The following is a 22121-nucleotide window of genomic DNA, read 5'->3' on the forward strand; positions in this document are numbered from 1 at the left end:
AATGAAAAACATCAGATTTGATTTTACCTGTTCACGTCAGGTGCCTTTGTACGCGCATTTATGTAATCAATACCTAAATTACGATGCGCTGAACATCAGCATAGGCTGTGATGGCCAACAGGACTTTGGTCAGCACAGTTACTTTATTGAAGCCCAGGGCGAGCAGACTCAACTCGAGCAACTGGCCGATGCCATTGCCGCGGACTTTTTGATTTCCGCTTGGTTGATTGACTCCGGCATTAAGGTCATCGACGAGCCCCAAGGCGGCAAAACCTTACTGCCCTACTCACAGTCTGGATCAAGTCCTGCCATCGCGCCTTTTTGTCAGCAATGTTATCCGCTGATTGGCGATAATCAATCGGCGAAGTTTGGCATGCTAGATTTAGCCTGCCCTTGCTGCAAGGGCGAAACACAATTAACGCCAGCGCAAAAAGCCTTAACCTTGTCAGATATAAAAGCCATGGCACAGGGGCTGCTGACACAAGGCCCACTGACATTAGCGGCCGCCGATGATCTGCAACTTAGTCTGACACCGTTTGCTCAGCCCTTAGGCGAGCGGCCACAACTGTTAATTTGTAATCCCAATACGCTAAACGCCCATTTCTGCCTGAACGATTCACAGGTGCTCGCGCTTTCCAGTATTGAAAAGCCGCTTATCTGCGCCAGACCCACGCAAGAGCACGACAAACTCAGTGCGCCACTGTACGACATTTGCTTTGCCTACAGCCGAGTGATCTTAGTACTCGCTGAAGTGTTGCGACAAAAAGGCGTCGATTGGGTTTATATCCAAGGCCAGCATAATAGGCCGAAACTCGCGTGGGTCGATGGCGCTTGGGCGCAAATTGCTAGCAAAGATTTAGGCTCAACGCAGGCTCAAACCAAGCACTTTATCGCCCCAGAACCCTTAAGGGAAAAAGTCAGCCTTCACGGTTATCAAGCCCAATGGCAAGCAGCGAAACGGTCACGTTCCCATCAAGGCGAACTGAATGTAGCGGTATTACCTCAATCGAGTGAAGCGACTCACACTGCTAACACCTTTGCCGCTAACGCAGAAGCAGCTCACACTGAAGTTGAACATGCTGGCACGCCACACGCTAGCGATACCGAAAATCATACCATCGCGGACGCAGCGTTATTCAGTGCCTTACTCAACGGTAAATTTACCAGCCACAGACAGGCAAAAAATGCCGCGGTCATTTACTTAAGCCATACCCACGCCAGTCAAATTGTCACCTGCGATAATAAGGGCGACACTGAACTCTTCTTTGCACTGCCCGAGCTGCCCGATAACGGTTACGAAATCTTCCATCAACTGGACAGCAGCCCACAAAAAACCGTGGCACAAAAGTTTAAGAGCCTGTTCCCCGACGATTATTTAAAACTCCTAAGCCTAAAGCTTCACGGCAGACGGGACAACTTGCAAAGTTTGTGGGCCATTGCCGCCATTTTAATTGGCCTTAATCCCCAAGAAGAAACGCAAAGCCAAGAAAAACTCAGCGATACACTCATGGCCGCCGCCATGCGTTACCACGGTGCCAATGCCCCGCGTATCGATTATCCCCTGACCAAAGGTGAAGCCCACCGCAGCCTAAATTGGTGTAAAACCTTAGGCACTGTCTTGAGTTTTCGTATCGCAGGTAATGACGACCCGAGTCAACTCGCCTTTGCGATGCAAGACTCGCTGGCGGACTATCTTTCTAACTGGTTAGAACATATCGATTTAAATATCGGCGTGTACAATGTTGCCTTAGCGGGCAATGAATTAACGAATGAAACCCTGTGTAAACGCATCAGTTTACGCTTAGGCAAAAACTTCCCCTTAGTGATCAATCGTAGTCTAGATTTAGACGGCGATAACTTAGCCGTTGGCGCACTTTACGTTAAGCAGCGCCAACTGAATACCCATGATTAGGAGGCCAAAAGTTAAGTCACAACGCATGCAGCCACATAGACATAATAGTCGCCACAAAAAGCACAGTGATCTGCAGATAAAGCGCAGGCTGGCATTGGAATACCTTGTCCACAAGGGCGCCGCGCTAAAGCGTTGTCAGCTGCACATCACTGGCATAGTGCAAGGGGTTGGATTTCGCCCCTTTGTCTATCGTTATGCCCTTGAATTTCAACTAACAGGTACTGTGCTCAACAATGCCAAGGGCGTGACCATTGAGCTGCAAGGCACGGAAGAAAACCTCACGCAATTTATCACAACGCTCAATACCACCCCGCCGCCACTGGCCCGTATCGACAATATCACCCAAACACCGCTGCCGATTTTGCTAAGCGAAACCACATTTGAAATTATAAAAAGCGACAGCCATGAGGACGATGACCCAAGTTCACCGATAGGTGCGCAGGTGGCAGTATCGGCGGATAAAAGTACCTGCCAAGATTGCTTGAACGACATGCATAATCCTGATGATCGCCACTTTGGCTATGCTTTTACAAACTGCACAAATTGCGGCCCAAGATACACCATAATCAATGCCTTACCCTATGATCGCCACAATACCGCCATGGCCGATTTTGACATGTGCCCCGAGTGCGCCAAAGCATATCAAAACCCACTCGATCGCCGCTATCATGCTCAGCCAGTCAGTTGCCCAGTCTGCGGCCCCAGACTCAGTTTAAAAACACCCCAAGGGGAATACATCATTCCCAATACCTCAAATGTCAGCACACCTGAATTGAGTACGGACCTTGCGATACTGACAGCGGCGGCTGACAGGTTACACCAAGGGCAGATTCTGGCAATTAAAGGATTGGGTGGATTTCACTTAATCTGTGATGCCCGTAACGACAATGCCGTCAACACTCTTAGGCTGCGAAAACAGCGCCAAGCCAAGCCGCTAGCGGTGATGATGGCGGATATCCAGATGGCGCAGCACTATGTCACAGGGACGGATGCCGAGTGGCAAGTACTGAGTTCGCAGGAGCGTCCCATAGTGCTGATGAGCAGCCGCATCGAACATGATCTAAGCCCAGCTGTCGCCCCCAATCTGAATAAACTCGGGGTATTTTTGCCCTACACTCCACTGCATCATTTGCTGTTAGATCTCTTCAAAGGGCCATTGGTCGCAACCAGCGCCAATGTGTCAGGTGAGCCTATCATCACAGATTGTGATGAGCTTATTAGCCACTTAAGCCATGTGGTGGATGCGATAGTTGACCATAATCGGCCGATTATTAATGGCTGTGATGACAGTGTGGTGCAGGTGATTCAGCCCAACATGGATTTGCCTGCAGAGGTGCAAGTGCTGCGTCTCGCCCGTGGTTATGCGCCGTTAAGTTTTCCCTTAGAGATACCGCTATCCCAATCAATTTTGGCCGTGGGCGCACAGCAAAAAAATGCTATCGCCCTAGGTTTTGGCAACAATGTGTTTTTAAGTCCCCATATTGGCGACTTGTTCAGTGTCAGCGCCGAGCAGTATTTTGAGCGCACCTTAGCGACCTTCGCGCGGCTGTATCACTTTGCGCCCAATCTTATTGTTCGCGATAAACACCCAGATTATGCCCCATCGCGCTGGGCAGAAATGCACTCAAACTCGAGTGTAGCACTCATCAATACCAGCCAAAGCCAATGTTTAACGGTACAACATCACCATGCCCATGTGCTCAGCGTGATGGCGGTTAACCAATATCGAGAACCTGTATTGGGCTTTAGTTTTGATGGCACTGGGCTTGGCGACGATGGCTGTTTATGGGGCGGAGAAGTGTTATTAACCACGCTCGATAAAGCGCTACGACTGGCCCATTTCGAGCCCATAGCGCTGCTGGGCGGCGAGCAAGCGATTAAACAACCTGTACGGTTATTACTGGCATTATTGTTCGAGCAAATGAGCCTTGATGCCGTGCTCGCGCTGAACCTGCCCATTATCTGCAGCATGAGCCCAAATACCTTAACTAATTTATATAAAATCTGGCAGAACGGTAGCGCACTTAAAAGCTCATCGGTCGGACGCTTGTTCGATGCTCTCGCCTGCGCCTTAGGCTTAATCGAAACAACACTGTTTGAAGGCCAAGCGGGCATGGCGATAGAAGCCGCGGCCAATCGCGCCGATGCATTAGCCCTTGAAGTCATTTCGCTTAACTTACCTCTTGACACCGACCAGTGGCGAAGCAGTGACATGTTCAAGCAAATTGTTGAATTGATTACAGCACAACCGCTAACAGACAATAGATGCTATGCCATCGCCCGCGCCTTTTTACACACATTAGGCGATGCTATCTGCGACTATGCCGCCCAGTATCAACACCTCCCAACCGTGCTCTGCGGCGGCGTATTCCAAAATAAATACCTATTGGAATACTGCCTGAGCAAGCTCAGCGCCCAAGGCAATAAAGTGTTATCCAGTCAACAGATACCCATCAATGATGGCGGCATAGCTCTAGGCCAACTTTGGTATGGCATTCATCAGAGTCAATAACCTTACTTATTTGATAACCCCTGATGTTCGCTCGCCATTTTTATCCCCATAAACCTGACGAACATCAAAGATCTGCAGTGCAATTTGTATCACACTCAACATTAGCGTAACCAAATTAACGATCCGTATATCAGCATTCACAATTCGTCAGGCAAAGTCCTCGCACTATGCCGATTCAAGGAGAGGTAAAATGTGTAAAGACTGCGGCTGCTCCCTTACCCGCCACGACCATGATCATCTAGGCGCGCATGCCCATAGCCATGAGCATAATCATTCACATACTCATGAGCATAGCCATCAAGAGTTACACACCAATCCTCAGTTAAACGATAAAAAAACCTTGTCAGTCATCCACAAAATTTTAGATAAAAATGATGTCGAAGCAGGTCATAACCGCGCCCACTTTGAGGCACATAACATTACTGCCTTCAACATCATGAGTAGCCCGGGCAGCGGTAAAACGACCCTTTTAGAAAATCTCAAAGAATACACCAAGCTCAACTATGCGGTGATTGAAGGCGACTTAGAAACCTCCCGCGATGCAGACCGCTTAATCGCGAAAGGCATTAAGGCCTATCAAATTCAAACGGGCAGTGCCTGTCACCTCGACGCGTTTATGGTGCACGGTGCCCTGCATCATCTGCCACTTGAAGGGCTGGATATTTGTTTCGTTGAAAACGTCGGTAATCTTGTCTGCCCAGCCAGTTATGACGTAGGTACCCACAAAAATATCGTGCTGCTATCAGTGCCTGAAGGCGATGATAAGATTGAGAAATATCCCGTGATGTTCCGCCGCGCCGATGTTGTGTTTATCACTAAGTGCGATCTACTGCCCTATTTTGATTTCAAGATGGACGAAGCCAGAGCGCAGCTTAAAAAACTCAATCCAGCAACTCAAATTATTGAAGTCTCTATTAAAGACGGCGACTCCATGCAGGCAGTAGCCGCTTGGCTTAAAGACAACATTCAAGGTGCACAATAATGTGCTTATCCATACCTTCCCAAGTGGTGGCGGTCGATATTGAGCGCCAGAGCGTTACAGTCGACACCTTAGGCGTGCGCCGCGATGTCAGCAGTCATTTAATGAATGAGCCACTGGAAATTGGCGACTATGTACTTATCCATATTGGTTTTGTGATGAACAAAATTGATAAGAAAGATGCGCAGCAAAGCATTGATCTATACGAAGAAATCGTCACTAAGCTTGAAAATGAAGCCATACACTGACCATCAGCAGTGCAGGATTAAGTCGCAAGGCGCACCCCTATCGAGTGTACCGAGGAAAGAGCATGCTTGAACTAAAACACCTCTATCAAGGCTTTCGCGATCCCCAAACGATTGCCAATTTAGCGCGGGATATTCAGTTAACCGCTAAATTAGTTAAGCAACCAATCAATATCATGGAAGTCTGTGGCGGTCATACTCACACTATTATGAAATACGGCTTACTGGATTTACTGCCTGATAATATTGAGTTTATCCACGGTCCAGGTTGTCCTGTGTGCATTATGCCGAAAGAGCGCATTGACCAAGCGGCGGCGCTGGCCTCCCAAGAAAATGTCATCTTAGTCACGCTAGGCGATATGATCCGTGTGCCCGGCTCTAAGGGTTCCTTAGCCAGCTTTAGGGCGAAAGGCTGCGATATTCGACCGATTTATGATCCTTTAGATACGCTCAAAATTGCCCGCGACAATCCCGATAAAACCGTAGTGTTCTTTGCCATCGGCTTTGAAACCTCAACCCCAATGACGGCGATTTTATTGCAGCTGGCCGAGCACGAAAAACTCGAAAATCTGTTATTCCATATCAATCATGTATTAGTGCCCCCCGCTATTGATGCCGTGATGCACGACCCGAAAGCCAGAGTGAATGCCTTTATTGGCCCCGCCCATGTGAGCGTGATCAGCGGCGCCAAAATCTATCGCAGCACAGTCGAAAACTATGGCACGCCCGTGGTTGTCGCAGGATTTGAACCCGTTGATGTGATGGAGTCGATTTTACGGATTGTGCGCCAAAAAGCCGCGGGCAAAGCGGAGCTCGATATCCAATACAGCCGCGCGGTATCGGAAGACGGTAACCTCACGGCGCAGGCCAAAGTGAATCAATTCTTCAATGTCAGACCACAATTTCGCTGGCGCGGCCTCGGTCCTATCCCCAATTCAGCCCCGCAGCTCAAACCCGAATATGCCCACAGGGACGCCGAACTGCGCTTTAAAGACTGCTTACCCGTGAAGGAAATTGACGATCATAAAGCCTGCCAGTGTGGCGATATTCTTCGCGGGCTTGCTAAACCAAAGGACTGTAAAGTTTTTGGCCGCGGCTGCAATCCAGAAACGCCCTTAGGCAGCTGCATGGTCAGCTCCGAAGGTGCATGTAACGCCTATTACCGCTATCAAGGTATCGATATCAAGGAGCCACATCATGGCTGATACGCTAAAAGATAAATCCATTCAACTCAGCCACGGCGGTGGCGGCAAAGAAATGAATAAACTGATCCGTGATCTTTTTTTTGCCGAGTTTGATAATCCAATCCTTCGTTGCGAAGAAGACGCTGCCAAACTCGATTTGCACGGCGCCAACGCCTTTACCACTGACTCTTTTACCGTTTCACCTTTGTTTTTTGCCGGCGGCGATATCGGCAAACTCGCCATCGCAGGCACAGTCAACGATCTCGCTATGATGGGCGCAGAGCCTCAATATCTGAGCTGTAGCGTGATCATCGAAGAAGGCTTTTCTATCAATGATTTAACGGCTATTGTCCGCAGCATGGCAAAAGAGCTCAAACAAAGTGGCGCGCGGATTGTCTGCGGCGACACTAAAGTCGTACCCAAGGGCTGCGCCGATGGTTTATTTATTAATACCTCAGGCATTGGTCGCATCTTGCGTCCGAATATCTCAGCGGCAAACATTGCAGTGGGCGATGCCATTATTGTTTCCCGTGATATTGGTTGCCACGGCGCAGCGATTTTAATGGCGCGTGAAGGACTCACGCTCGAATCAGCATTACAAAGTGACTGCGCCACGCTCTGGCCGATAGTCGAGCAATTGATTGCCGCCAATATTCCCATTCATGCGATGCGAGATGCGACTCGCGGCGGCTTATCGGCAGTGCTCAACGAATGGGCCGTCGCCTCCAATGTCGGCATCACAGTGAATGAGGCCAGTATTCCCGTCAGCGATGAAGTCAAAGGTCTGTGCGAACTCTATGGTTTCGAAGCCATGGATCTTGCCAACGAAGGTACTTTCATCCTCGCCGTCCCCAACGACATCGCTTTAGGTGCGCTCGAAATCATGCAACGCTTTGGCCACTGTGAGCATGCAGCGATAATCGGCACTGTGAGTGATGAACTCGTAGGGAAAGTCGTGCTAAGAACGCCTTGGAATACCAAGCGTTATCTCGATCTTCCCCAGGGTGAACTGCTGCCAAGGATTTGCTGATGCACGAATATTCAATTGTGAGTGCCTTGATTGAGCAATGCGAGCAGCACGCGCTGGCTAATCATGCCTATAAAATCACCCGAGTGGATATCAAACTAGGCGTCATGAGCGGAGTTGAACCTAGCCTGCTACAAACGGCCTTCGATACGTTTAAGCTCGATGGGATTTGCAAAGAAGCCCTACTCAATATGCAAATTCAGCCGCTAGTGATACTTTGCCAAGACTGCCAGACTGAATCCGTACTGAGTGAGCGCACGGTCATCTGCCCTGCGTGTCAAAGCTATCGCACCCGCGTACTCGATGGTGAAGATATGCTACTGATGCAACTTGAGATGGAACAAGATGAAGATTAAATCCTTCATTTGTAATCTGCATTGTTAACAACAGCAGAGTCGATAAAGATTTCAATCAATAAAGAGTCCTATCAGCAAGAATATTCCTCAAAAAAATGGCTTTGAGCAATCAGCGCTCAAAGCCATTTTAAACCACACTACTTTCAGTCACGCTACATCAGCTGTAGATAGAAGCTTCACCCTCTGGGCGCGTTTTGAGCACCCGCAGAAACCACATATACTGCTCTGGATAAGCTAAGATAACTTGCTCGACCACTTTGTTCAGTGCCAACGCCTCGTTTTCTTTGCCTACCATGTCTTCAGGCGCAACGGCCGTCATCACAGTAAGATCAAACTGACGTGTAGCTTGGTTGTAGCCAATCTTTACTGGCAACACTTGGGCATTCCCCGCCTGCGCTAAACGCCCAACGACAGGCAGCGTTGCTTTCACTGTGCCTAAAAAAGGTGCAAACACGCTTTGTTCAGGACCTAAGTCTTCATCGGGGAGATAAAAGAAACTGTTACCGCGCTTAAGCTCAGCCAATAGCGCCCTAATGCCCGCCTCGCGCATATACACATGGCCACCACAGCTGCTGCGCACACGATTACTAAACCAATTGAATAAGCCATTTTTATGGGCTTTGGCCATAGTCACCATAGGCAACTCAAGGTTAAGGCGTAAGCCGGCATAATCGATTGGCCACACATGAGGCATGATAAAAATGATCGGTTGGCCCGCGGCCTGCGCTTTCGTCACATGCTCAAAGCCGATTAAATTGACTCGACGACGTAAATGCGCTTTTGAGCGCACCAGCAATTCGCCCTGAGCTAACAAGACCAAAACGAAGTTTTGTACGTTCTCGCGGATTAACGCTTCAATCTCGGCGGCAGATTGTTCAGGAAAGCACGCCCTTAAGTTGGCTCTGGCAACACTAATGGGCTTTTTGGCAATCGGCATCACTATTTTTGCCAATAATCTTGCTATGGGATCACGTAGCCATGCGGGCATGAGTCCGAAAATCACTAATAGACCAATCGCCAACCAAGTGGCCCAGTATCTAGGGTGTAATAAGGCGAGTTTAAAACGACGGTCAAAATGTTTGGGCTGTCTTGACAAAGAATTCACCTCAGACAGTGGATAGAAATAATGGAGATATTGCACGAAAAAATAAACAGGAAAGCCACTCTCTAAGGAGTGGCTTTCCCATCAAACAAACGAAATTACTTACCCGTGTTTGCTGCTTCTACACGAGTTTTCAGCTTTTGGCCGGGACGGAAAGTCACGACACGACGAGCAGAAATTGGGATATCTTCGCCTGTTTTTGGGTTCCTTCCCGGTCTTTGATTCTTGTCCCTAAGGTCAAAGTTGCCAAAGCCAGATAACTTGACCTGCTCACCACTTTCAAGTGCGCCCCGAATCTCTTCAAAGAACGACTCAACCATCTCTTTGGCGACACGTTTGTTCATTCCGAGTGTTTCAAAAAGATGTTCTGCCATTTCGGCTTTGGTAAGTGCCATACTTTAATCCCTCAACGATGCGTTGAACTCGGACTTAAGGGCAGAAACGACTGAACCAACGGTCTCAGCAATCTCTTTTTCCTCAAGCGTACGAGTAGTGTCTTGTAATGTAAGTGCTATCGCCAGGCTCTTCTTGCCAGGTTCAACACCTTTACCTAAGTATACATCGAACAAGTTTATGCCAACCAACTGATTTTCGCCAACTTTTCTTATCAATTTCATTACATCACCTGCAGATACACTCTCATCTACTACGACTGCGATGTCACGACGATTAGCTGGAAACTTAGATACAGCTTGGGCTAGCGGCAAACTGGTATGCAATAAAGCATCCAATTCCAACTCAAAAACGATGGTTTTACCATTGAGTCCAAAAGGCTTCTCCAAACTAGGATGGATTGCACCTATATGACCGATCACTCGATCATTTCTCAATATTTCAGCACATTGCCCCGGATGGAGAGCAGAATGCGTCGCTCCTCTAAAGCTAAATTCTGATGCGGAAACTGTCAAGCCGATAATTGCTTCTAAATCACCTTTAAGGTCGAAAAAATCAACGGTTTTCGATTCCATAGCCCAATGTTCATCATTTTGGAGCCCAGTAATGACACAAGCGAGCATTGCTTGTTGTCTTACACCGGATTCTGCATTGATATCAGGAACAAAGCGCAGGCCAGTTTCAAAAAGTCTCACGCGACTCTGTTGACGACTTTGATTGTAGCCAACGGCGGCCAATAAACCGGTGAACATTGACAGGCGCATGGCCGACATTTCACTGGAAATTGGGTTTGGTAACACCATAGCGTCTAAACCAGGGTGAACCAGATTTTGCAGTTTTGGATCGACAAAGCTGTAGGTTACCGCTTCTTGGAAACCACGAGCGACCAGTAAGGCACGCACGCGTTTTAGGCTTAAGTCAGATTCTTTATGATCTGACATACGCAGAGCGGCAACAGGTGCGATATTCGGGATATTGTTATAACCGTAAATACGCGCCACTTCTTCGATCAAATCTTCTTCAATCGCCATATCGAAACGATAAGTCGCAGTGGTGACCTGCCAGCTATCTTGGCCCACAACCACACTAAAGCCGAGACGTTGTAAAATTTCGACCACATCTGTGTCTGGTACATGGTGACCTAAAATTCGATCTAACTTGCTGCGACGTAACACGATTTGTGCAGGTTTGGGTAAATCAGCCTCTGATTTAGCCTCAACTACAGGGCCCGCTTCACCACCACAGATATCCAGCACTAAACGAGTCGCACGGTCCATGACTTTGTGTTGCATTTCTGGGTCAACACCACGCTCAAAGCGGTGTGATGAATCTGTGTGTAAACCTAAACGACGTGACTTACCCATAATGGCTAAAGGCGCGAAGAAGGCACATTCAAGCAGTATGTCTTGGGTCGTGTCACTCACGCCTGAATATTCGCCGCCAAACACGCCTGCAAGGGCTAATGGACGCGCATCATCGGCGATCACTAAGGTATCGCTTGGGATGGTCACTTCGCTGCCATCAAGCAGGGTGATTTTCTCTTCGCCAGTGCCTAAACGCACTTGGATATCGCCCGTTAACTTGGCAAGATCGAAAGCGTGCATAGGTTGACCGAATTCAATCAACACAAAGTTAGTGATATCAACGATAGGATCGATAGAGCGAATACCGCTACGGCGCAGTTTTTCCTGCATCCATAATGGCGTAGGCGCTTTCACATTGACGTTTTTAACCACACGGCCTAAGTAACGTGGACAAGCGGCTGGCGCCTTAACGTTAATCGTGACCTGTGCATCTGTCGTTGGCGCGACGGCTTGCCACTGTGGCTCAACCACGGCTTGGCGGTTTAACACGCCCACTTCACGGGCAAGGCCTGCCATGCCTAAGCAATCGGCACGGTTAGCCGTTAAATCTACATCGATAACGGCATCATTAAGTTGCAGATAATCGCGGATGTCAGTGCCTAATGGCGCGTCCAATGGCAATTCGATAATGCCATCGCTTTCGACGTTAATGCCAAGCTCACTGTACGAGCACAACATGCCTTCTGATGGCATGCCACGCAGCTTAGCTTTCTTGATTTTAAAATCGCCAGGTAATACGGCGCCAACCATAGCTACGGCCACTTTAAGACCTTGACGGCAGTTTGGTGCACCGCAGACGATATCTATAAGTTCGCTACCACCAACGTTGATTTTGGTCACGCGCAGTTTATCGGCATCGGGATGCTGACCACACTCCACCACTTCACCAATCACGACACCGCTAAAATCGGCTGCTACGGCTTCAACGTCATCGACTTCGAGACCGGCCATAGTGATCTGGTGGGATAATGCTTCACGGCTGACTGAAGGGTTTACCCATTCACGAAGCCAAGATTCGCTAAATTTCATGCTATTACAGCTCCGTTATTTAAATTGCTTCAGGAAACGTAGGTCGTTTTCGAAAAACGCACGTAAATCGTTTACGCCGTAACGCAACATAGTTAAACGCTCGACACCCATACCAAAAGCAAAACCAGAGTATTTTTCTGGATCTATGCCAACGCTGCGCAGCACATTCGGATGTACCATACCGCAGCCAAGCACTTCTAGCCATTTACCATTTTTGCCCATCACGTCTACTTCTGCTGAAGGTTCAGTGAATGGGAAGTAAGATGGACGGAAACGCACTTGCAGATCTTCTTCGAAGAAGTTACGCAGGAAGTCATGCAAAATGCCTTTCAATTCGGCAAAGTTCACATGCTCATCAACCAAAAGCCCTTCCACTTGGTGGAACATTGGCGTGTGCGTTTGGTCGTAATCGTTACGATAAACACGACCCGGAGAAATAATGCGTAATGGTGGCTTTTCAGTTTCCATAGTACGGATTTGCACGCCCGAAGTTTGGGTACGCAGCATCAGTTTAGGATTGAAATAAAAGGTATCATGATCAGCACGCGCAGGATGGTGCTCAGAGATATTCAGCGCATCGAAATTGTGGAAATCATCTTCAATTTCAGGCCCCTGCTTTACCGAGAACCCTAATTCCCCGAAAAAGGTTTCGATACGTTCAATGGTACGCGTCACTGGATGTAAGCCACCGATCTCTTGGGTGCGGCCTGGCAAAGTCACATCAATCTTTTCAGCGATTAATTTGGCTTCCAGTTCCGAACTCTTCAGACCATCGATGCGCTCAGTTAATTTTTGTTGAATAGCCTGTTTAGCATCATTGACCGCTTGGCCAAAGGCTGGCTTTTCTTCAGGGCTTAAGCTACCCATCATTTTCATCATGTCGGTGATCTTACCTTTCTTACCAAGGTAATCGACACGGATATCATCCAGTGCTTTTAGATCACTGGCCTGGTCAATAATGACTAAGGCTTGTTCTACGATCTCAGTTAACTGCTGCATTTTCTCTTCCACTGCATAGTCGCGCTTGATAAACAAGTGCTATGGGCGCCAAACTTTCAGGCTATTTGGGTGCTCAGGTTATCGGGCGTTAATGCCAGACGCTTTGCTAGCTATAACGAAATAAAAGGATAGAAATTTTACGCGAGCGAGCGGCATATTACTAGGGCTTATTGGGGGTTTTTATCATGCAAATTCATGTGTTACCCCAGTTCAGAGCCTGAGTTTTGCTCAAGGTGAAATCCAAACCTCAATTCTGACCGAAACAAGTTCCCTATTCAGCCACTAGCAGCATTTGTAACTAAACTGTAAACTAATGCCTGTACCCTGCCAAAATTGCAGCAAACAACACAATAACGACTGCAATTAGACTACATTAGCAACATAAATCATTACAAAACAGAAAACTATCAAGTCTATGGCAAACTGACCGATATACATTCGGTTCACAGCCCATTTTATCGAGGCACTCATGAAAGAAGTAAAGTTTCGCTGGATAGATCAATATCTTATCCATATGACCTTAAAAACTAAATTCGCTATTCTCTCTATCGTTCCCATGCTAATGATTGTTGGACTGGCGATTTTTCTTGATAACCAATCCCAGCAAACCTTAGTGCAAGGACAGCTCAACGGTCTTCAAAATGCGTCACAACAAATCAACCAAGTCACAGGCAGCTTATATAACAAACTACCAGAGCAAGAACGCCAAACTATCCTTAGCCAGCTAAGTCGCGAAATCAAAGGCAATGTCAGCATTATTTCGGTGAATGAAGCCGACAGCAAAGCGCAATCCTTAGCTCGCAGCGGTGGCGGTATTGATGATAGCGGTAAGCAACCTAGAGCTGTGAGTCGCGTTAACGATCAAAACCTGATCACGATTATTCCCTTAGACAGCAAAGAAATTGATGCCCTGCTCGCCAAAGATAACCTGCTGGTTTACGGCCTGATGGCGGCGCTTCTGTTCGTGTTATTTTTATTTAGTTACTACATTTCGACCTTCGTGGGCGGCGCACTTTATACCACAGTGATGGCATTAAAACGGGCCGCATCGGGTGACTTAACCGGACGTTTAAACTTCTTCGAGGTAAAGGACGAATTCAGTATCTTAGCCATCAGTATCGATGCCTTAGTGGAGCGTCAGCATCTGTTAGTGAAACAAATCGCCGAGTCGACAACGAAAATCCGCGAGGTAGTGTCCTCGTTTCGTAGTACAGCGCAGCAAGGTCAATCCTTAGCGGTGAACCAGAGACAACATTTGGACTCCCTAGCAACGGCGATGGAAGAAATGACCGCCGCAGTGAAGGAAGTCGCCCGCAATGCCGAGCAATCTTCTGCCGAAACCCAAGAGGCTAATCAACAGGTTAGCGCGGGTGGTAAAGACATTGAAACCACAGTCAAAGCCATCGATGTGTTATCGGATGAGATCTCCTCAGCCTCGAATGCGGTGGGCGTACTCAATGACAACGCCAGTAAAATTGATGAAGTGGTATCAACCATTAATGCGATTTCCCAGCAAACCAACCTACTCGCCCTCAACGCGGCGATTGAAGCGGCGCGCGCCGGTGAACAAGGTCGTGGCTTTGCCGTGGTCGCCGATGAAGTACGTACCTTAGCGGGCCGCACTCAAGCCGCAACGGTTGAGATCAAAACCATGATCGAATCGCTGCAATCGGGTACTCGCAATCTAACCCAAGTGATGTCGCGTACTGTGAGTCAAGCGAATGAAGGCAAACAACACGTACTGCAAACGGGCAAAGACTTAGAGTTTATCGCCCACCACAGTAATAAAGTGTTTGAAATGAGTGTGCTAATCGCCACCTCGGCCGAAGAACAATCGGCTGTGGCCAACGAGATTGCGACTAATCTGATGGAAATCCGCAACCAGTCCCACGATGTGGAGCAATCGGCGAACCAGTCGGTTTCAGGTTGTGATGAGCTGCAAGCAACAGCTGGGCAACTTGATCAGTTGATGGTGGGATTAAAAATCTAGTCGAGCATTATTTGATGGAATTTAAATTCACTTAACACCCAAAATGCACAAGGGAGCGATAATCGCTCCCTTGTTGTTTTTTCATTCTGACGGTAACGGTCCAATCAACTACTGTTTTTTCAATCAACCAGTGTCGTTTCAACCAATAATTCACTTTTCAATCTACTTCGCTAAGGCAAAAATTAATCCACGTCTGTTAATCCACATCTTTGAGTGGCCATAGCACGATATGATCTTCAATATCCTTCACGCGTCTTTCATCGACCACTTTGCCTTGGATCGACATGCCCGCTAAATGCATCGCTTCTTTAGAGCCAGTCAGCAGCGGATGCCAGCTCGGTAGCTCACGCCCTGCCGCTAAGCGGCGATATGCGCAACTGTCGGGAAGCCAAGTTAACTCATGGATATTATCAATCGTGATCACAGTACATTGAGGGACATGGGTGAAACGGTCACTGTAATGCTGACAGCCCGCCGTTTGATGATCGAGCAAAAGGCAGGCCGCATTGGTGTAATACAAGTCTTCGGTTTCATCATCTATCAACTTGTTTAAACAACATTTACCACAACCGTCACACAGGGATTCCCACTCGGTTGCGCTCATCTGCGCTAATGTTTTGCTCTGCCAAAATGCCATGATTAACTGTATCTTCTCAATAAAAAGCCCGCTTAATGCGGGCTATTTTACACTAGTTTATCGGCGGATACTTTATTCTCTCGGACAGATGCGCGACAGAAATCCCGAAATAATCGGTATTCTGCCAGTGCATTAATGCGCGGTAATTGCCATAAACGAGGTATTTTCGACCGGTAACACCATCGGGCATGATTAGCGAGGCGTTGATGTCTTCGCGGGACGGCAAATCGGTATGATCAAACTTGCGAATACCGAGAGTTTGCCACTGGGCTAAGGACTGGGGTTTATCTAATCCAGCGACGGCCAAATCAAGCGTTGCGGGCACTTGTACCTGTCGCCCCCAAGTATCATTGCCGTTCCAACCGAGTTGCTGTAGCAAATACGCCGCGGAGGCAAACGCATCTTGTGTGTTGTGCCAAATGTCTTTCTTACCGTCGCCATCGCCGTCCTGCCCATAGGCAAGATAATCCGTTGGCATCAGCTGCGTTTGTCCCATGGCGCCATTCCAACGACTTTTAAGAGCTTGAAAACCGATATGATCTTTATCCATTATGCTGAGCGCTGCAATAAACTCTTTTTTGAAGAAAGCTTCGCGCTCGCCGCCAAAGGCCAGTGACGCCGTCACAGATAGCACAGGATAATCGCCAGAAGCTTCACCAAAGTCGGAGACAAGCCCCCAGAGCGCGACTAAGAAGCGTGGCTGAACAGAGTATTGGCTGGCGATGGCGTTGAGTTGTTGTTCATGCTCTTTAAACAGCACCCGTGCGGTGTCAACTTTCCACTCGGGCACAGTGTCGGCGAGATAAGTATCGAGGTTGTGAGTTTTTTCAGTCTGGGGGCTGTCTGTTACTCGGGCTTTTTTGAAGAGTTTGATCTGGGGAAAGGCTAAATCTAAGGTCGCTTGGCTGATACCCTGAAGATGGGCTTCTTGCTTTAGCTGAATTAAATAATCACTAAAGCTGATTTTCTCATCCGGCTGCTGCGCCATGGCTGGCAAACTGCACGCACTCAGCCAAATGATGAAACAGACAAATGCCCTGATGGGAGCGAAGATATATGCGGCGAGTCGATAATGCTTATTCTGATAAACCCCAAAGTGACAAACCTTAACTGGGTAAGCATTGATTTGATAAGCTTGGGTTCGATAAGCACGGTATCGATGCATATACCTTCCTGTTATTTTTATGCTATTGGCTTAATCTTTGATCCCAAGACTGAGCTTATGCTCTGCCAATAAATTCACCTGAGGTGGTGGAATTTGTAAATAAAAGCCGTTTTCTTCCATCGCAGCTCTTACCTTTTGAATATCTGCCATGCCTAACGCGTCACGTTTCGCAATAGGAAACACCATCACCAGCTTTGGCACGCCGAACATTTCCATCAAAGGCGCTGGAACATCATCAAAACAATCTCTTTTCTTCACAAATAAATAAGTATCAGCCTTTCGGCTACTTTTATAAACGGCACATAGCATAAGAGTACAAATATCCAATAGTTCAAACTTGCCAGTCAATGGGGCACACTATAACATGGTCGCCTAGTAATTTAATTGTAAAATCAGCGAACCGACTGATGATTTCTGGAGAATAGTGCCGGGATGTCAAAACCTAGCTTAGAGTTAAAAGGCGCTTCTTTTACTCTTTCAGTGCTTCATATTAATAGCAGCGATTTACAAGCTGTCATGACTGAATTAGACAGTAAGTTGGCACAAGCCCCACAGTTTTTTCTGGGTGCTCCTTTAGTTGTCAATCTGAGTGCGATCCAGCACGACAGCTTAAATTTAAGTGCGTTAAAGGATCTGTTGATCTCACGTCAATTAGTGATTGTTGGCATAACAGGCGCGACAACCGTACTCAGTAAACAGGCCAAAGACTTAGGTCTTGCCATAGTTAAAGCCGGAAAACAGAGCAGTACGCCACCGCCAGCACCTCGCCAAACTAAAATAGTGAAGCAAAATATTCGTTCAGGCCAACAAGTCTACGCAAAAAATGGTGATTTAATCATATTTGGTGCGGTAGGCAATGGCGCAGAAGTCATCGCAGATGGTAGCATTCATATCTATGGCGCATTACGAGGGAAAGCCATGGCAGGCGCGGCGGGCGATACCAGCGCCGTCATCATAGCCCACTCTCTGGAGGCCGAACTCGTTTCAATAGCAGGGCAATATTGGCTCGCTGAAAATCTACAACAACATAGCTCAGATAAAAGCGGCTGCATTCGCCTAAACGGTGAGTCGCTTATGGTTGAATCATTGCCCCTCTAAATGGCAGAACAAAGGATAGAGAGAAACATGGCACAAATTATTGTTGTCACTTCAGGTAAAGGCGGCGTAGGTAAAACCACATCGAGTGCTGCAATTGCGACCGGTCTTGCCATGCAAGGACACAAGACAGTCGTTATTGATTTCGATATAGGTTTACGAAACTTAGACTTGATCATGGGTTGCGAGCGTCGTGTTGTTTATGACTTCGTTAATGTGATCAATGGTGAAGCCAATTTAAATCAAGCGCTGATCAAAGATAAACGCTGCGATAAGTTATTCGTTTTACCCGCTTCACAGACCCGTGATAAAGATGCGCTGACCAAAGAAGGCGTTGGCCGTGTTCTAGACGATTTAGCCAAAGACTTTGAGTTTATTCTGTGTGATTCACCTGCGGGGATTGAGCAAGGCGCTATGATGGCACTGTATTTTGCCGATATCGCCATTGTGACCACGAACCCAGAAGTCAGTTCAGTACGCGACTCAGACCGTATTTTAGGGATGCTGCAGAGCAAATCACGCCGCGCCGAGCTAAACCTTGAGCCAATCAAAGAATACTTACTGCTGACTCGCTATTCACCGAGCCGTGTAAAATCGGGCGAAATGTTGAGTGTTGATGATGTTCAAGAAATTCTGGCCATTGAATTACTGGGCGTGATCCCTGAATCACAATCGGTACTCAAAGCCTCTAACTCAGGCGTGCCTGTGATTATCGATCAAGAAAGTGATGCAGGTTTAGCCTACAGTGACACAGTTGCACGTTTACTGGGCGAAGATGTCCCAGTACGCTTTATTACGGAAGAAAAGAAAGGTTTCTTACAACGGATATTTGGTAGCTAATTATGTCTTTACTCGACTATTTCAAAAGCAAGAAAAAGCCTAGCACTGCGGTAATGGCTAAAGAGCGCCTACAGATCATTGTGGCTCATCAACGTGGACAAAGGGACACTCCCGATTATTTCCCACAGATGAAACAAGAGATCATTGCCGTTATTCGCAAATATGTGCCGATTTCTGATGATCAAGTTTCTGTGCAGTTAGATCAAAACGACGCGAACCTGTCGGTACTCGAACTTAACGTCACATTGCCTGACAGATAAGTCGATTACGCAAAAAGCGTCATCTTCTGAAGAAGATGACGCTTTTTGTTGGCTGTTTTTCGGCTATCGATAAGTTTCAAATACTGCGCATAAAGTACAAGACTTCACGCGCAAGATTTAAATACTAGATTAAAAGCCTTAGACCTCAAGCTTAGCTAGGGACTCAGCGGCAATCTCGCCTCGCCATCCGCATAACACCGCGGGTAAATCCCCTTGTTGCTTATCCCAACGCCATTGCAAAAACTCATGGATATGACGTTTAGAGCCGAGCATTTCCTGTGGCACATCATGCTGTTCGCACAACTCAACTAAGCAGCTTTTTATCGCCTTAAAGGCCGATTTGTAACCCGACTTCAACGCCAGCACATCCACTAACTCGGGTAAATTGACCAAATCAGCGGTTTGTAGCACACGTAATAGATCTTTACCGTGAATGCGTTTTTCCTGTTCGGTCAAGTCATTGAGCTTAAACAAGTCAGCCGAAGTTTTAGGTTGCTTCTTCGCTAATGCAATAAGACCATGATCTTTGATCACAAAACCTAAGGCTAAATCACGCACTAAGGCTTTTTCAAGACGCCACTTAGCAAGCACTTTAAGGTAAGCCAATTGGATTTCGGTCAGTTGGAAAGCATTTTTCACTTTCAAATAAGCCGTGTCGAGATCAGGATCGGCAAGCCTGCCCTGAGTCATCCTTTCCCCTTCCTCATATAACCAAGCTAAACGGCCTTGGGCGCTGAGTTTCGCTTCAAGTTGAGGATAGAGCTGATACAAGTACAAGACGTCATTCGCGGCGTAACTTAACTGTGCTTCCGTTAACGGGCGGCGGATCCAATCGGTACGCGACTCGCCTTTATCAATCACTTCACCCAGGCAAGTTTCTACTAACTTGGCATAACCCACACCGTGGCCCATACCACACAAAGAGGCGGCAATTTGGCTATCAAACAAAGGCGTAGGCTGACATTTGCCATAGTGGGCAAACACTTCTAAGTCTTCACTGCAGGAATGCACTAGCTTAACGATATTCGGGTCCGATAACAGCGCCCAAAACTGGGCTAAATCAGGTAAAGCCACAGGATCAATCAAAGCTAAGGTTTTACCATCATAGGCTTGGATCAAACCTAACTTGGCATAATAAGTACGAGTACGAACAAACTCGGTATCTAACACGAGTATCTTACTCTGTTTATATTGGGCAACGAGGGCATTAAGGCTTGCTTCATCACTCACATATTGAAACGCTGACAAATTCTTCTCCAGATCCTGTGGGTCAATCACAGTCCATAAAAACAAAAGCCGGCAAATGCCGGCTTCAATCTTACGCTCGCTTAGCTTCGTCTCTAAGCTCTCGTCGCAAGATCTTACCCACGTTGGTTTTAGGTAACTCGTCCCTAAATTCTACCAGCTTCGGTACTTTATATCCCGTTAAATGAATACGGCAGTGCTTAATGATGTCTTCAGCGGTTAAAGATTTATCTTTTGCCACCACAAATACCTTCACTAACTCACCACTGGCGTCGTTTGGCACCCCAACTGCGGCCACTTCAATCACTTTAGGATGCAGTGCAACCACTTCTTCGACTTCGTTAGGGAACACGTTAAAGCCTGAGACTAAGATCATGTCCTTCTTACGATCGACAATATAGAAGAACCCTTTCTCATCCATGTAACCAATATCGCCCGTGGCTAACCAGCCGTCAGTATCGATCACTTTGGCGGTTTCTTCAGGACGTTGCCAATAGCCTTTCATCACTTGCGGGCCTTTACCAAACAGCTCGCCAGTTTCGCCTTGGGCTAATACCTTGCCGTCATCATTACGGATTTGAATGAGTGTCGAAGGTGCAGGGAAACCAATTGAACCGTTGTAACCATCTAAATTATATGGGCAACAGGTTAATAGAGGTGAGGCTTCCGTCAGACCATAACCTTCGAGTAAACGGGTCTTAGTGATGGCTTGCCATTTATCCGCGACGGCTTTTTGTACCGCCATGCCGCCACCGATAGAGAGTTTTAAGCGCGAAAAATCCAACTGGGAAAAATCATCACTGTTCACTAACGCGTTAAATAAGGTGTTTACCCCAGTCAATGCAGTGAAAGGATACTTTTTCAACTCGGCCACAAATCCTGGGATATCACGGGGATTGGTGATGAGTAAGTTCTGGCTGCCTTTGTGCAAAAACAGCAGGCAATTCACAGTCAATGCGAAGATGTGATACAGCGGCAAGGCCGTTACCACAAACTCGCTGCCATCGTTTAAGGCGGGCGAATAAGCGCCATCGGCCTGCAATACGTTGGCGACTATATTGCCATGGGTCAACATCGCCCCTTTAGACACCCCAGTTGTGCCGCCTGTATATTGCAAAAACGCTAAGTCGTCGTTAGTGACTTCAGGCTTGATGTATTGCATGCGGCGACCAGTTGATAAGGTGTCGCGCATAGATAGTGCGTGGGGTAAGTCGTATTTAGGGACGAGCTTCTTAATGTACTTCACCACAAAGTTCACTAAGGTGCGTTTTGGTGCACTTAATTGATCACCTAAACTGGTGATAATGACGCTTTCAACGGGCGTTTGTTCGACCACTTCTTCTAAGGTGCGGGCGAAGTTTGACACGACAACGATGGCTTTGGCGCCCGAGTCAATCAACTGATGTTTAAGTTCGCGCGGGGTATATAGCGGGTTAACGTTAACGACCACCATACCGGCACGTAAAACCCCAAACAGTGCAATCGGGTATTGCAACAGGTTTGGCATCATTAAGGCGACACGATCGCCCTTTTCAAGCTTTAATTCATTTTGTAGATACGCGGCGAATGCACGGCTGCGTTCTTCCAATTTACGATAGGTTAGCGTGGCACCCATGTTGATAAATGCAGGTTGGTCTTCATACTTAGCCACCGCTGTTTCGAACATATCAACAAGCGATGAGTACTGCTCCACATTAATTTCAGCAGGCACATCTTTTGGCAAATGATTAATCCAAGGCTGATCCACTACTCTCTCCTAAATCCCCACAACTGCGGAAACAATATCC

Annotated in this window: 20 protein-coding genes; 11 read left to right on the forward strand and 9 right to left on the reverse strand. The window is 47.4% G+C overall.

Translation table 11 applies throughout. The annotated features are described in order from the left end of the window. Position 1 precedes the first annotated feature (1 nt). The 7 genes from Q4Q57_RS10555 to hypA all read left to right on the forward strand — a co-directional run bounded on the left by Q4Q57_RS10555 (position 2) and on the right by hypA (position 8215). Positions 2-1912, forward strand: coding sequence for a NiFe hydrogenase (locus Q4Q57_RS10555; RefSeq protein WP_311890790.1), 1911 nt, complete (start codon positions 2-4; stop codon positions 1910-1912). Continuing rightward, the gene (gene hypF, locus Q4Q57_RS10560; RefSeq protein WP_409438188.1) at positions 1905-4424 is read left to right on the forward strand and encodes a carbamoyltransferase HypF; all 2520 of its coding nucleotides are present in this window, start codon (positions 1905-1907) and stop codon (positions 4422-4424) included. Before Q4Q57_RS10555 ends, hypF begins: the two co-directional genes overlap by 8 nt. 190 nt (positions 4425-4614) lie before the next feature. After that, positions 4615-5406, forward strand: a complete 792-nt coding sequence (gene hypB / locus Q4Q57_RS10565) for a hydrogenase nickel incorporation protein HypB (RefSeq protein WP_311890791.1) — start codon at positions 4615-4617, stop codon at positions 5404-5406. After that, on the forward strand, positions 5406-5651 hold the full coding sequence (locus tag Q4Q57_RS10570; RefSeq protein WP_311890792.1) for a HypC/HybG/HupF family hydrogenase formation chaperone: 246 nt from the start codon (positions 5406-5408) through the stop codon (positions 5649-5651). The genes hypB and Q4Q57_RS10570 overlap by 1 nt, the downstream gene beginning before the upstream one ends. 62 nt (positions 5652-5713) lie before the next feature. Next, positions 5714-6853, forward strand: a complete 1140-nt coding sequence (gene hypD / locus Q4Q57_RS10575; protein ID WP_311890793.1) for a hydrogenase formation protein HypD — start codon at positions 5714-5716, stop codon at positions 6851-6853. After that, positions 6846-7862, forward strand: a complete 1017-nt coding sequence (gene hypE, locus Q4Q57_RS10580) for a hydrogenase expression/formation protein HypE (RefSeq protein ID WP_311890794.1) — start codon at positions 6846-6848, stop codon at positions 7860-7862. Before hypD ends, hypE begins: the two co-directional genes overlap by 8 nt. Then, positions 7862-8215, forward strand: coding sequence for a hydrogenase maturation nickel metallochaperone HypA (gene hypA, locus Q4Q57_RS10585; RefSeq protein ID WP_311890795.1), 354 nt, complete (start codon positions 7862-7864; stop codon positions 8213-8215). The genes hypE and hypA overlap by 1 nt, the downstream gene beginning before the upstream one ends. 157 nt (positions 8216-8372) lie before the next feature. Here hypA and lpxM read toward each other — a convergent pair whose 3' ends face one another. The 4 genes from lpxM to pheS form a co-directional block, all read right to left on the reverse strand. Then, the gene (gene lpxM / locus Q4Q57_RS10590) at positions 8373-9311 is read right to left on the reverse strand and encodes a lauroyl-Kdo(2)-lipid IV(A) myristoyltransferase (protein ID WP_311890796.1); all 939 of its coding nucleotides are present in this window, start codon (positions 9309-9311) and stop codon (positions 8373-8375) included. A gap of 104 nt (positions 9312-9415) precedes the next feature. Then, positions 9416-9712, reverse strand: a complete 297-nt coding sequence (gene ihfA, locus Q4Q57_RS10595) for an integration host factor subunit alpha (protein ID WP_006081370.1) — start codon at positions 9710-9712, stop codon at positions 9416-9418. Between the two features lie 3 nt (positions 9713-9715). After that, the gene (gene pheT, locus Q4Q57_RS10600) at positions 9716-12103 is read right to left on the reverse strand and encodes a phenylalanine--tRNA ligase subunit beta (protein ID WP_311890797.1); all 2388 of its coding nucleotides are present in this window, start codon (positions 12101-12103) and stop codon (positions 9716-9718) included. Between the two features lie 15 nt (positions 12104-12118). After that, positions 12119-13102 (reverse strand): phenylalanine--tRNA ligase subunit alpha, encoded by a 984-nt coding sequence (gene pheS / locus Q4Q57_RS10605; RefSeq protein WP_006081368.1) that lies wholly within the window; start codon positions 13100-13102, stop codon positions 12119-12121. 469 nt (positions 13103-13571) lie between these two features. On the opposite strand from pheS, the gene Q4Q57_RS10610 reads away from it, so the two are divergent. After that, on the forward strand, positions 13572-15092 hold the full coding sequence (locus Q4Q57_RS10610) for a methyl-accepting chemotaxis protein (protein ID WP_311890798.1): 1521 nt from the start codon (positions 13572-13574) through the stop codon (positions 15090-15092). A 196-nt stretch (positions 15093-15288) separates the two neighbouring features. Here the strand turns inward: Q4Q57_RS10610 and Q4Q57_RS10615 are convergent, their stop codons facing one another. The 3 genes from Q4Q57_RS10615 to Q4Q57_RS10625 are packed head-to-tail and all read right to left on the reverse strand — an operon-like array spanning position 15289 to position 17203. Beyond that, positions 15289-15729, reverse strand: coding sequence for a YcgN family cysteine cluster protein (locus tag Q4Q57_RS10615; RefSeq protein ID WP_006081366.1), 441 nt, complete (start codon positions 15727-15729; stop codon positions 15289-15291). A gap of 52 nt (positions 15730-15781) precedes the next feature. Beyond that, a complete protein-coding gene (locus Q4Q57_RS10620; RefSeq protein WP_311890799.1) occupies positions 15782-16894 on the reverse strand; it encodes a lytic murein transglycosylase in 1113 nt (370 codons plus the stop codon). Between the two features lie 30 nt (positions 16895-16924). Next, on the reverse strand, positions 16925-17203 hold the full coding sequence (locus Q4Q57_RS10625) for a YcgL domain-containing protein (protein WP_006081364.1): 279 nt from the start codon (positions 17201-17203) through the stop codon (positions 16925-16927). 123 nt (positions 17204-17326) lie between these two features. Here Q4Q57_RS10625 and minC point away from each other — a divergent pair, with 123 nt between their 5' ends. The 3 genes from minC to minE are packed head-to-tail and all read left to right on the forward strand — an operon-like array spanning position 17327 to position 19089. Beyond that, positions 17327-17992, forward strand: coding sequence for a septum site-determining protein MinC (minC, locus tag Q4Q57_RS10630; RefSeq protein ID WP_106650327.1), 666 nt, complete (start codon positions 17327-17329; stop codon positions 17990-17992). A gap of 27 nt (positions 17993-18019) precedes the next feature. Next, a complete protein-coding gene (minD, locus tag Q4Q57_RS10635) occupies positions 18020-18829 on the forward strand; it encodes a septum site-determining protein MinD (protein WP_006086391.1) in 810 nt (269 codons plus the stop codon). Positions 18830-18831: 2 nt separating this feature from the next. After that, positions 18832-19089 (forward strand): cell division topological specificity factor MinE, encoded by a 258-nt coding sequence (minE, locus tag Q4Q57_RS10640; protein WP_028760193.1) that lies wholly within the window; start codon positions 18832-18834, stop codon positions 19087-19089. Positions 19090-19227: 138 nt separating this feature from the next. Here minE and rnd read toward each other — a convergent pair whose 3' ends face one another. Beyond that, complete coding sequence (rnd, locus tag Q4Q57_RS10645; protein ID WP_311890800.1) at positions 19228-20337, reverse strand: ribonuclease D; 1110 nt, start codon at positions 20335-20337, stop codon at positions 19228-19230. Between the two features lie 70 nt (positions 20338-20407). Further along, the gene (gene fadD / locus Q4Q57_RS10650; protein ID WP_261273369.1) at positions 20408-22081 is read right to left on the reverse strand and encodes a long-chain-fatty-acid--CoA ligase FadD; all 1674 of its coding nucleotides are present in this window, start codon (positions 22079-22081) and stop codon (positions 20408-20410) included. Between the last annotated feature and the right edge of the window lie 40 nt (positions 22082-22121).

The sequence above is a fragment of the Shewanella sp. SP2S2-6 genome (assembly GCF_031931965.1).
Classification (GTDB): Bacteria; Pseudomonadota; Gammaproteobacteria; order Enterobacterales; family Shewanellaceae; genus Shewanella; species Shewanella baltica.